Source organism: Butyrivibrio sp. YAB3001 (genome assembly GCF_900112195.1).
Classification (GTDB): Bacteria; Bacillota; Clostridia; order Lachnospirales; family Lachnospiraceae; genus Butyrivibrio.
Map to the genome: position 1 here is coordinate 218,134 of NZ_FOKR01000002.1, position 12,895 is coordinate 231,028.

The window sequence follows — 12,895 nt, forward strand, 5'->3', positions numbered from 1 at the left end:
CCCTGATTTTCTTCGCCTTGGTTCTCTTCACCCTGATTCTCTTCAGAATTCTCAGTGCAATCTGATTCAGAATTTGAATTTTCAGAATTATTAAGAGATTCTTCATCCACACAGGCTTCCTGTGCTGAATCAGCTAAACTCTGAGCTTCCGCAGTAACAGGTACATATTCATCAGATTCTGCATTAGTCTGATCAGTAACTTCAGGTTCATTATCATTATTTGAGTTACTGTCTGTATCAGTATTTGCATATGCCGTAATAGGTGTTTGAAGCGCCATCATCGCAGAAATACCAATTGAAAGTGCTGTTAATAATCTTTTATTGGTTACGTTATTCTTCTTCATGATGTCTCCTCTCATATAAATTCTAAAACTCTACATTACTTGACATGAACTAAACAGTAATAATGTTATTCTTCGCTTGTACCAATCTGTTCGAAAAGATATTGCAAAACATCCGGTGTAAACTTTTTTGCCTTGAAAGCTATTGACTTTTTATTTCCCAGCTCTTTGTCTTCTCTAACGGCTTCCGAATACATTATCATTGTCTCTACAACAACTATAAGTTCTCGTCCAACAAGATTTGGAATATGTTTGTCAACTGTGATTGCGATTCCAAGTGGACTAATGTTTTTGACTTGCCCGTAGTACTTTTTTAATGTTTCCTTGTCAACGATTACACTGTTTGCCAAAAACTCGACTCTGTTAATAGTTCTGCGTTCTCTCATGATACCCTCCAATTACCTATCTTCTAATTAAATTATATTTAGTTACAATCATAAAAATAATCATAAAGAACAATCATAATTCAAATTCAGACTCTTTTATGATTTAGTTTATATGATTTTTAGAATAAACTAAAAATGACCTTAAACGAGATGATCATTGAAATATATCATCCCATTTAAGGTCATTATAACATCTATATTTTAACGCAATTGTAACTAAAGAATAAAAAACAACTAAATTTTGAAACAATTTAACCTTTTTATTAATCAGTATACTTTAATCTTGTATGAAGCCTTAAATTCTTCTCCTATTTGAAGCCTCATGCCATATTCACGGTCTTCCAGTTTCTGTGAAAAGCCCACTCTGTCGCATCTGCCATACCAGGGTTCGATGCATACAAAAGGTGCTTTTTTACCGGCAGGAGACCATAAGCCAAACAATGGAGAATCAAACTTTACTTTTAACACTTTTTTATTATCAGAATCAATAAGAGTTACCGAATCAGCCTGTCTATTCTCAATTATCAGGGCATCTTTTGCAAAAAGCTCATCGCTTAGATGCATTTTTCCCTTATTTAATGTAAGCTCCATCCTATTATCAGAAAGGCATCCGCTTCCTGCATCATCTAAAACACCGCAGATAACATTTTCTGAAAGCTTTTCATCACCCTTCTTTAACAAGAGCTTCGAATTATTAAGATCACAGTTAAATGCAGGATGTCCACCAATTGAAAAATACATGCTTCTGTTTCCGGTATTTTTTACCTTCCAAATAACTTTAACCTTATCATCTTTAATCTTATATCCAATTCTCAGTCCAAAATAAAATGGATATTTCTTTAAAGTCTCATCATTTTCTTTTAACTCAAACCATAATGAATGCTCATCACTTTTTACAAGATGAAAATCCATATCCCTTGCAAAGCCATGCTGAGACATCTCATATACTTTGCCATCATATAGAGATTTCTTTTCCCAATAATTACCAACAAGCGGGAAAAGAACAGGTGATGTTCTTCCCCAAAACTTAGGATCTGCCTGCCACATCAGTTCTTTATTATCATAATTGCGCACAAGAGATTTAATCTCTGCTCCGTGTTCAGAAATCTTTAATGTTAAAAAATCATTTTTTAATGTGTATTCTCTCATCTGCTCCTCCTGAATGAACTTTTCTCTCATTTGTTTATACAAATTAAGTATAAAAGCTATACACAAACGTTTCAAGCACGCATAAAATGATCAAAGCACTAATTGATTAGAAATAAGCAAAAAAAAGAGATAAATAAAAACATAAAAATGTTAATATATTTTTTGTTTGAAACAGAAAATGTTCACCATATGATTTTATTTTTTGCTATAATACTATGGTGATTATTAAAAACCAAGTATTTTTCAGGAGGAGAATTATGAAGTTCTTTATTGACACAGCCAACATTGAAGAAATTAAGAAAGCTAACGACATGGGTGTTATCTGTGGTGTAACAACTAACCCATCTCTTATCGCTAAAGAAGGTCGTGACGTTTATGAAGTAGTTAAGGAAATCGCTTCAATCGTTGATGGTCCTATTTCAGGAGAAGTTAAGGCTACAACAACAGACGCTGAAGGCATGATTGCTGAAGGCCGTGAAATTGCTAAGCTCCACCCTAACATGGTTGTTAAGATTCCTATGACTGTAGAAGGCCTCAAGGCTTGCCACGTTCTTTCAAAGGAAGGCATCAAGGTTAACATGACACTTATCTTCACAGCTAACCAGGCTCTTCTTGCTGCAAGATCAGGCGCTGCATTTGTAAGTCCTTTCCTTGGAAGACTTGATGATATCAGCGTAAGAGGAACAGACCTCATTTCTGAAGTTGCTGAAATCTTCAACATCCATGGTATCGAAACAGAAATCATCGCTGCTAGCATCCGTCATCCTATGCACGTTACAGATTGTGCACTTGCAGGTGCTGATATCGCAACAGTTCCTTACAAGGTAATTGAGCAGATGACACATCACCCTCTTACAGATCAGGGTATTGAGAAATTCCAGAAGGATTATCTTGCAGTTTTCGGTGCATAATTAACAGAAAAAATTAGCATACATCATTAAGTAGGAAGGACATTGTTCCTTCCTATTTTTTATAAAAAAATATCCTTATTACTGCTATGTGTTTTATAGTATGAATTTCTTCTCCAATAACGCAATTAATGAGAAAAAAATCGAAACATGTGCGTAGAATTGAAAGTCCAAAAAGCCTACTATTTAAGTGGGGTTAGAAATAAAATTATATTTTCTTTTTGGAGGTTATGGTATGAAACAACTAATTTATTCAGTCTACGTAATTTTGCCAATTCTTTTGCTTTGGCGCGCTAGTTTTGTTGGGGTTAAAAAATGGAATGACGGATTTTTGTCTTTGGAACAGACAAAAGCTTTTCAGGGATTCCTTGCAGTGTGCATCATGCTGCATCACATCGGTCAGAAAACTGCAGCTTCATGGATTCAGCCAAAAAGCCGCATCGTTCATGGTCTTGATATGTTCGTTCCAATCGGTTACTTGTTAGTTGCAATCTTTTTGTTTTTCAATGGATATGGTGTTTACAAAAGTTTCCATTCAAAACCAAACTACCTGAATGGTTATGTAAAAAAACGTATCCTGCCTGTTATTTTGGCTCTTTACAGCACAACTTTGATTTTCTTCGTAGTAAGACTTTTAATCGGTGAAAAAATGGATGGCAAGCAGGTTCTTCTTTACCTCACCAGTATTGATCTTTGCAACCCTAATACCTGGTATGTAATTGTACTTCCCTTCTTCTACCTTGCTTTTTACCTTTCATTTAAATTCATCAAAAAAGATGGTCTTGCTGTAGCTGCTACTACTGCTTTCGTTGTTCTTTATCAGCTATTGGGCACACGCATCAACCACAATGATTTTTGGATTCGTGGTGAGTGGTGGTACAACTGTGTACACCTTTTCCCTATCGGAATTATCTTTGCCAAGTATGAAAACAAGATCATTCCTCATGTAAAGAAATACTATTGGGCATATCTTATTGTAGCTTTAGCAGCTTTCTATCCGCTCTATGTATGGTCAGGACATATGTGCGACATATTTGGATATTATGGCGAAAACTGGGGCGCTCCTGATGTAGTATTAAGAAGACGTATCAGCCTTCTCTCTCAGGTAGTCCTTACAACAGAATTCGTATTCTGCTGGCTGTTACTTGGCATGAAGGTTAAGATTGGCAATGCTTTCCTTAAATTCATGGGAACAATAACACTTGAATTCTACCTTATTCATGGACTTTTTGTTGAACTATTTGGATGGCAATTTGATGGCGGAGTAAGATCACCACACCACATCAAATATGTTATAGTATATGTTCTTGTAGTATTTGCTTTGGGTGTTCCTTCTGCTATTCTACTCAAGAAATTTCATAAATTTGTTCTTGGTCTTGGCAAAAAGAAAGAGTGTCCCAAGGAAGAAAAAGCTCTGTCAGCATAATATCTATTAGCGATTATTATCTATAGTAAATGAACGTAATATCTGACATTTACCATAAAACGATTTTAGAGGATACAGATACATCTTGCTAAATCATCATTTTGGCAAGATGTATTTTTTTAAGAAAGGACATAAAAAATGAGTGCATTAGAAAACAAAACTTACAGAAATCTATTAAAAGAAATCGGTATCCCGGATGATGAGATCAAAGCAAGAATCAAAGAAGCTGTTCAAATCTTTTTCTATGATGAGAATGAAAGAATTTATCATGAAGCCGACACAGACATGGGTTATCTGACTGATACCGGCAATAATGATGCCAGAACTGAAGGCATGTCCTATGGCATGATGTTGTGTGTTCAGCTTGATATGAAGGAAGAATTTGACAGAATTTGGAAATGGTCCAAGACATATATGTTCATGGATAAGGGTGATAATGAAGGATATTTTGCCTGGTCTTGCCAGACTGATGGAACTAAAAATGCTGATGGTCCTGCACCTGACGGCGAAGAATTTTATGCTATGGCTCTCTTTTTTGCCTCCCACAGATGGGGTGATGGCGAAGGAATCTTTGAATATAGCAAAGAAGCCAGAAATATTCTTAGCGCATGCCTTCATAAGGGGGAAAATGGCCGCGTAGGTTGCCCTATGTGGAATCATGAAAACGGACAGATTCTCTTTGTTCCCGGAATTGATTTTACAGATCCCTCTTATCATCTTCCACACTTCTATGAACTTTTTGCACTTTGGGCTAATGAAGAAGACAGAGATTTCTTTAAGCGTGCAGCTAAAGTAAGCCGCGAATATCTTGCAAAAGCATGCCACAAAGATACCGGTCTAAGCGCTGAATATGCAAACTTCGATGGAACTCCTCTAGATAAGCAGCTTCCATGGGGCTACTTTGGAAACTTCTTTAGCGATGCTTATAGAACAGCCGCTAACATCGGTCTTGACAGTGTATGGTTCTCAGAAGACTGTGGCCAGCTTGAAGTTCCTCTTAAAATGATGAAATTCTTCGGAACAGACCTTGAAGCTGTAAGATGCGAATATAAGGTAGATGGAACCCCTACTGAAAGACCTGTCCTCCATCCACTTGGACTTCTTTCTACTATCGCCCAGGGCGCTCTTGTAGCAAAGACCGACGAAGAGATGGAACTTGCAACAAAATGGGTAAAATGGTTCTGGAATCAGCCTTTAAGAAAAGGTGTGCGTAGATACTACGACAATTGCCTTTATATGTTTGCTCTCCTGGCTCTGTCAGGAAATTATAGAATTTGGTAAACGTTTCTCATAAGAACAAAGAGTTGCTTTGCAACTCTTTACGCGCTGATGCGCGCAAGCGTTAGCTTGCATATACATTTGCGCATCAGTCGCATCCATAGCGGAGCGTTTTTATTTCATAGGAATGCGAAGCAATTTCCTATGAAATAAAAAAACAGAAACACGCATTTACTGCAGGTTTCTGTTTTTTTATTTTAGCCTTATACAAAACGCTTCATAGAAAGCGCATTGTTTTTATTCACTCATTTAGATGCATCCACTCAAAAAGTGAAAGTGGTGTATAATCCGATCTCTTGCAGAAACAATTGATCATATTACAGGGGATTGTGCTCTCATGTTCACTTCCTATAGGAAAGTAAGGGGTTTCTCTTATAAGCCCGATTATCTTTTGCATAAGTTGTTCATCTCTTGTCTCATGAACATGCCCATACATCATATAGGTTTTAGGATCACCGTTGTGCCTCTTTCTATACTGCCCTTCATAAAAAGGCATGGGATAATGACAACAGATTACTTTTTTCTGACTATCAACAATTTCCCTGTAGTTATCAATCCATTCAAATCTATCAAGATCAAATCCCGGTTTTGAGAGATACTTATCATGATTGCCTACTATGAGACATAACTTTCCTTTTAATCTGTGAATAAGGTCATTTGTCTGTTCAACCGTTCCCAGAGATAAATCGCCCAATATCACTACTCTGTCAGCATTTGTAACTTTACTGTTCCATTTTTCAATCATGTACTCATTCATTTCCTCACAGCTGGAAAAACCACGCTTATCCATTTTTTCATTGAGCGCGCTATGATAAAAATGACAGTCTGCAATATAATAAATCAATCTCAAAACCTCAAATTAAATATTCAGATCTTACAAGAATCAAAATCTATATAAAGTGCAAGATCAGTTCACCTCAAATCTCCACCATCATCATGTAAAAGCTTTGATGATGGCTGATCTGCAGCAGTTGTAGCAAGATGATCACATCTTTCGTTTTCAGAATGTCCGGCGTGACCTTTTACCCAGTGCCATCTGATTCCATGAGGCTCAGTAGCTGCAATAAGCCTTTTCCAAAGCTCAACATTCTTGACCGGCTTCTTGGTGGAAGTCTTCCAACCATTCTTTATCCAGTTTTCAATCCAATGCTCATTAAAAGCACTGATCACATATTTTGAATCTGAATACATTTCAACATCGCATGGTCTGTTAAGTGCCTCAAGTCCTACAATAGCACCCATTAGTTCCATGCGGTTATTTGTTGTTTTATCATAGCCTGCGCTCAGCTCTTTTTCATGGACATCACCCTTGGCATCAACATATCTCAAAATAGTGCCATAACCTCCCGGTCCATCAGGGTTTCCTCTGGCAGAGCCATCAGAATATATTTCTACTCGCATTTATATCTCCTTTAGTAACAATAACTCTTTTATACCCAAACACCATTTTTTAGGAAATGGTCAGCCAAATGCTGTGCATTATCAACAACTTCATTATCATAGCCTAAAACCCCAAGAAGCTTTATAGCGTTTCTTGTAGTCGCAGGGCCTTCCTTTATCAGATAATCAAAATGCACATCATTATCAGATACATTACCCTCAAAATGATAGATTCCATAATAATCAGCTAAAAGAGTTGTAAGCTCAATATCATGAGTTGCTGCAAAACACATTACTTTTTCTTTTGCAAAAGTTTTAAGAATCTCAGTTGAAGCTGCGATTCTCTCGATGGTATTCGTTCCTCTGAGAACCTCATCAACAAAGCAAAGAACTCTGAAGCCATCTTTTTTAGCAGCATCAAGTATTCTCTTGATTGACTTTATCTCAACGATATAGTAGCTATCTCCCTCAAAGATATCGTCTTTTAATGCCATTGAAGAATACACCTTATAGATTGGAGCCTTATATTCTTTTGCCAAAACAGTATGAATTGTCTGAGCCAGTATTGTATTTATAGCGCAGGTTTTAAGGAATGTAGATTTACCTGAAGCATTTGATCCTGTAATGAGCACTCCACGGTCTGCTGCAATATCATTTGGAACAGCATTCTCAATAAGAGGATGTAAAAGCACTTTTGCATTATACTCTTCACCGCCAAAGACAGGTTCGCAATAATTATCCTTAACAGATTCTCTAAAGCATGCAACCGAAATCTCTGCTTCAATCCTACCCGTTATCTCAAGAATCTTATCAAGGTCTTCCCTATGGGCAATGATAGCCTTATACATCTGATTGAACTTAATAAGGTCTATATGGGTAACCATGCGGAAATAGTCAAATATAACTTCCATAGGGTTTCCGCTTGCGCTTCCACCGGGAGTCATGAGAATTCCTGCACCTCGAACAAAAGACTTTAATGCCTTTGTAGCATCTTTCATATCTTTAATGTCTTTTTCAAGCTCAGGATATTTAATTTTATCAAAATAATCTGTTGCATAAATAACCCTTAAGATATATGCAAAAGTCGCAAGGTATGGTTCAATTGTTCCTTTTTGCCTAAAATACCAGACAAGATTCACCGCCATTAGACCTAATAGCGCAATAAATCCAATCTTGAAGTTCACAAAGCATACTGCGCCGGAAATGACCATCAGCCCCAGCATGATAAAGTGCTTGGCATTTGAAACATCAGGCACTCTATCCAGATAATCGATATAATCATAAATGGAATATCGAATTCTTCTACCAATCTTGTAAAATATAAGCTGACACTTTTGCCGTGCATCTGCATTACTCTGGAAAAACTTAACATGCTCTTCATGTTCTTTAAAATCATCTTCCTGCTTCAACGTACGTAAAAGATAGTACAAATACTCTTCACCTGTTGCAGAAAGACAATAATTTATCCTTGCAAAAACGCCATCCATGTTAAGGTCATTCCAGGTAATATCATCAATCTGATTATCACTTTTATGATTGTTGTAAAATCCCGGAATATGATCAAGGTCATCCTGCTTATACTCTCTAAACGGTGCCTGTCCAGAGTTCTTTTTAAGCTTTATTAAAAGAGCTTTTTCAGCAATTTTCTGATCTCTAAGTCCAAGAAGATACGCAATAAAACATATTCCTACTAAAATGCTAATTAAAATAATACTTTCCATACTTATCAGTCATAAATCCTTTTCTTAATCTCTTCTGCCTTACTATATAGTTCCTCAGGATCTACGCCAATATTAAATGTTCCATTTTCATACCGGATTATCCCGTCTATCATCGTCATAAGCACATTTGACTTACTTCCGCTGTAAACTATATTTTTAACTATATTGTTGATGGGTTGCATGTTTGGCTGCTTTAGATCAAGCATGATAATATCTGCTTTCTTGCCTTCAGCAAGATAATCACAGTCATCAAGTCCCATCGCTCTTGCGCCATTTACAGTTGCCATTTTAAGAACTTCTGCAGCATCGACACTTCGTGCATCCATATCTTTTACCTTGGCAAGACCTGTTACCAAAAACATCTCCCTGAACATATCAAGACAGTTATTGCTTGCAGGACCATCAGTACCGATTGCAACCGGAATGTCACACTCCAAATATTTGGTTATAGGTGCAATTCCACTTGCAAGTTTAAGGTTTGAACCGGGATTTGTGACAACAAAAAGATTTCTCTTTTTCATGATTTCCCTGTCCTTATCGCTAGTCCATACAAGATGATATCCGCCACCGCCATAATCAAATAGCCCAAGTGAATCAAACAGTTCAATAGGAGACATACCATAACGTTCTATGCATTCTTTTGTCTCTTTCTCTGTCTCCTGAAGGTGTGCCCAGAATGGAGCCTTGTATTTATGAACAAGCTCGGCGCACTTCTCCAGAAGTTCTTTTGAACATGTATATTCTGCATGAATTCCAAGTAAAAATGAATTAAAAGCATCTCTTGAGTTTAATTCAAGATAATACTTTTCCAAAAGTTCAACAGACTGGCTGAAATTGTTGACGCAGCTTGTCTGAACGCATCTCATTCCACAGTCTCTGAACGCATCAGCGACTGTATATGGAGTAAGATACATCTCAAAAACAGAAGTTATACCACTTGTTAAGTATTCAAGAATAGCAATCTTGGATAAATGATAAATATCCTCACCTGTCATCTTGGCTTCAACAGGAAAAATCTGAGTGTTAAGCCAATCAGATAATGGAAGGTCATCTGCTTTAGACCTCATCAGTGTCATGGCAGAATGCGTATGTGCATTCTTAAATCCCGGCATAAGGAGGTTTTGTTTGCAATCAATCTCCCTGTCCCAGATCATGATAGCCCCTTTATGCAACTCGCAAAAGCTACGGCCTTCTTCCTCTGTTCCAACAAAAATTATCTTATCTTCAATAACCCAGACTTCCCCCAAAAATACATCCCTGCCAGGCTCCATAGTCAAAATTCTGGCATTATAAAATCTTGTTCTCATACCATCCCCCGTTTTCATTAGATTTTAAAAGCCTTGATTGATTCTGATACAAGCTTTGTAAACAGCGGAGCTGCCTTATCAGCTGCTTCCTGAACTTCTTCATGGCAAAGCGGTTCTTTACTGATTCCTGCTGCAAGATTACTGATGCAGGAAACGCCGCAAATACGCATTCCCATATGGTTAGCAGCAATAGCCTCATTAACAGTACTCATTCCAACAGCAGAAACTCCAAGTTTTCCAAGAAGTCTAATCTCAGCCGGACTTTCAAATGAAGGCCCTGTAAGCTGGCAATATACACCTTCCTTAAGATCAATTCCTTCATTCTTGGCAATACTTCTTATCACATCCTGAAGATCCTTATCATATACTTCAGACATATCTGCAAATCTGGGACCAAGTTCATCTACATTTGGTCCGATAAGTGGATTTGGGGCAAATATTGACACATGATCAGTTATCATCATAAGATCCCCGGCTTTAAAACCTTCTCCAAGTCCGCCTGCAGCGTTAGTCAGGAAAAGAATCTTTGCCCCAAGTAATTTCATAAGTCTTGCAGGAAGCACGACGTCGGAAATATCATATCCCTCATAAAAATGCACTCTGCCTTTCATGCAGACGATCTTTACATTATCCAGGTAGCCAAAGATAAACTTTCCTGCATGTCCAGGAACTGTAGAAACAGGGAACCCCGGAATCTCGCTATAGCTAATTTCTGTTTCAATCTTAATATTTTCTGCAAAGCCGCCAAGTCCTGAGCCCAAGACAAGTGCAACGTCAGGAACAAAATCTGTTTTCTCTCTGACAGCCTTCAAACAACCTTCAAGTTTCTCATATATTTTATTTCCCATAGTAATTACCTTCCTTTTTTCATAATTAATTTTTTCATATTTTAGCCTGCAAGTAAAATGCATATATAAAATTATCAGATACCTATGACATTTACTACATTATACTTTATAGAAACTATTCTTTCATCATTACTTTTCATTATCTTTAGTCTCAGTTTCACCTAATTCATCACTGATTTTATTATTATCAGAATCATCCTCTAATTTGATTTCTTTATATTCGGGCAACGAAAGAGTTCCGTGTATTACAGGCTGAATTGTTCCTATCACAGCCTGTTCAAATACCTCTTTTATTCCGCCCTTAAATAACTTGCCGAAAATCTTCCCCTGAAGTCCATTAAAAGCTTCAGGTGCCATGCTCTTCATTGTTTCAATTAGCATGTCAGTTCCCGGCGTTTCCAATAGCCTTACCTCTATTTCAGAAGGAATTGACGGATGGATAAATGTTCCTTGTCCATCATCTCTGTCTGCAGGATTATCAATGAAGCATATATTAAAGGTACGAAGACATGCCTCTTCGATAAAATTTATCTCATTTCTAATTACAAGCCTGTTATATTCGTCAGTCTTACAAAATGATACAAGAGAAACCTCATATATCTCTCCATGCATATTTATCTTACTTACATATCTTTTTCCGCCAAATCCGCACCGCAGGCTGTAAATTTCCATTCCTTCATATATGTCAATATAAAAAGAATTATTATCCCACAGTCTAAACCCAATCTTGTACATACCATCAGTAAAATTGTTATGCACAATCTGCATCATAAGCGGCATAATTCCATAGCATTTCACATCAAGGTCATAAGTTTTCCCATCAAGCTTGGAAAGCCAGTTAATAATAAGCTGATTTTCATTTCTCACATTGTATGAATAAACAGATGTCTTAAAATCTGTTCTTCTATCTGCAAAACTGACTGTTCTTTTTCTTGTTCTTCCTGTCGTCATGGAAATATTTCTTGTCTTCCACCCACCATTTACAATTACAGGAAAATCAGCATTTCTTCCGCTTACATGTTTACAGATAGCCTTTAATTCGTTTAATGCTCCGTCATTTGGTGCAAGCTCACTATCAGAAACCTCGATATTCTTCATTCCTTCACGTATTATGGTTGCCATTTTGCTCGTCTGGAAAATATCACTATTCCCCGCATTCGTGACAACAACCATATCAATGTCTGGATATATAAAGACATTTTGTCCAAGCATTCCGTTATATGCATAAGAGCCTGGTCTGTCATCATTTATCCAAAGCTGATATCCATAATGTCCATTATCTTCTTTTCCTGTTTCAATCTGCCAGGATATGGATTCATTGACCCATTCTTCAGGAACAATCTGCTTACCTTCCCATTTTCCTTTTTGAAGATAAAGCTGACCAAGCTTAGCCATATCCTCAATTCTGATAAACAGTCCCCAGCCTGCCTTGGTAATACTCTGAGGACAACTCTCCCAGAAAGTCCTGTAAATACCCATAGGCGCAAAAATTCTCTCATTTACAAATTCATACAATGATTTTCCGGTCTTCTCTGTAACTATAGCTGAGAGCATATACGAATTCATGCTATTGTACTCAAACTGAGTACCCGGGTCAAATTTAAAAGATGCCTCAAGAAAGCCCTTTCTCCAGTCATTTCCGCTAATAGCGCCAGCTTCACTAAAATCAACGCCGCTGCTCATTATAAGCAAATGTTTTACAGTAACATTTTTTCTTAAAAATCCAAAAGGGCTCATTCTTGAACTGAAAATATCGCTTAATTTCTCATCAAGTCTAAGCACACCCTCATCAACAAGAATGCCAATAGCCATACCAACTATACTCTTGCACATAGAATAGGAAACATGCCAAACATCCATGCTATAAGGCTCAAAAGCGCACTCAGCTATAACATATCCATGCCTGAGAAACATCAGCTTATGGGTATTGCTTTCTTTATTTTCTGAAAGTTTTCTTATAATATCCGTAAAAAAAGCAGAACTGACGCCTTGTGATTCCGGTGATCTTCTTTCCAGATATGTTTCTCCTATAACCGAATCATAATTAAATTCCGGTTTCTGAGGAGTGTAATCAACCTTGCTTATTTCACCAGTTTCCCTGGATACAAGCTTTAAAAGAAGTTCACCTACGTCTAGTCCTGCTCTTGCCAT

At 37.2% G+C, this 12,895-nt stretch carries 12 protein-coding genes; 3 read left to right on the forward strand and 9 right to left on the reverse strand.

Annotation, left to right across the window (positions count from 1 at the left end; all coding sequences use genetic code 11):
- From BM086_RS20710 to BM086_RS00970, 3 genes are all read right to left on the reverse strand, one after another.
- Positions 1-344 (reverse strand): hypothetical protein (locus BM086_RS20710; RefSeq protein WP_175560046.1); only part of this gene is annotated, 344 nt, incomplete at its 3' end.
- 65 nt (positions 345-409) lie between these two features.
- Complete coding sequence (locus BM086_RS00965) at positions 410-727, reverse strand: hypothetical protein (RefSeq protein ID WP_092322054.1); 318 nt, start codon at positions 725-727, stop codon at positions 410-412.
- Between the two features lie 267 nt (positions 728-994).
- Positions 995-1,876 (reverse strand): aldose 1-epimerase family protein, encoded by an 882-nt coding sequence (locus BM086_RS00970; RefSeq protein WP_092322057.1) that lies wholly within the window; start codon positions 1,874-1,876, stop codon positions 995-997.
- A gap of 257 nt (positions 1,877-2,133) precedes the next feature.
- Between BM086_RS00970 and fsa the strand changes: the two genes are divergently transcribed.
- The 3 genes from fsa (at position 2,134) to BM086_RS00985 (ending at position 5,491) form a co-directional block, all read left to right on the forward strand.
- On the forward strand, positions 2,134-2,787 hold the full coding sequence (gene fsa / locus BM086_RS00975; RefSeq protein WP_092322060.1) for a fructose-6-phosphate aldolase: 654 nt from the start codon (positions 2,134-2,136) through the stop codon (positions 2,785-2,787).
- Positions 2,788-3,019: 232 nt separating this feature from the next.
- Positions 3,020-4,210 (forward strand): acyltransferase family protein, encoded by a 1,191-nt coding sequence (locus tag BM086_RS00980; RefSeq protein WP_092322063.1) that lies wholly within the window; start codon positions 3,020-3,022, stop codon positions 4,208-4,210.
- Positions 4,211-4,348: 138 nt separating this feature from the next.
- Entirely contained in the window at positions 4,349-5,491 is a 1,143-nt protein-coding gene (locus BM086_RS00985; RefSeq protein WP_092322066.1) for a glycosyl hydrolase family 8, read from the forward strand.
- A gap of 238 nt (positions 5,492-5,729) precedes the next feature.
- Here the strand turns inward: BM086_RS00985 and BM086_RS00990 are convergent, their stop codons facing one another.
- The 6 genes from BM086_RS00990 to BM086_RS01015 all read right to left on the reverse strand — a co-directional run bounded on the left by BM086_RS00990 (position 5,730) and on the right by BM086_RS01015 (position 12,895).
- Positions 5,730-6,332: a metallophosphoesterase family protein gene (locus BM086_RS00990; protein WP_092322069.1), complete on the reverse strand. Its 603-nt coding sequence runs from the start codon at positions 6,330-6,332 to the stop codon at positions 5,730-5,732.
- Positions 6,333-6,400: 68 nt separating this feature from the next.
- Positions 6,401-6,889: a ribonuclease HI gene (rnhA, locus tag BM086_RS00995; RefSeq protein WP_092322072.1), complete on the reverse strand. Its 489-nt coding sequence runs from the start codon at positions 6,887-6,889 to the stop codon at positions 6,401-6,403.
- Between the two features lie 29 nt (positions 6,890-6,918).
- Positions 6,919-8,589: a MutS-related protein gene (locus BM086_RS01000; protein WP_092322075.1), complete on the reverse strand. Its 1,671-nt coding sequence runs from the start codon at positions 8,587-8,589 to the stop codon at positions 6,919-6,921.
- 5 nt (positions 8,590-8,594) lie between these two features.
- Positions 8,595-9,896, reverse strand: a complete 1,302-nt coding sequence (locus BM086_RS01005; protein ID WP_175560047.1) for an amidohydrolase family protein — start codon at positions 9,894-9,896, stop codon at positions 8,595-8,597.
- A gap of 17 nt (positions 9,897-9,913) precedes the next feature.
- Entirely contained in the window at positions 9,914-10,744 is an 831-nt protein-coding gene (locus BM086_RS01010; RefSeq protein WP_092322078.1) for a purine-nucleoside phosphorylase, read from the reverse strand.
- Between the two features lie 129 nt (positions 10,745-10,873).
- Positions 10,874-12,895, reverse strand: coding sequence for a serine hydrolase domain-containing protein (locus BM086_RS01015; protein ID WP_092322081.1), 2,022 nt, complete (start codon positions 12,893-12,895; stop codon positions 10,874-10,876).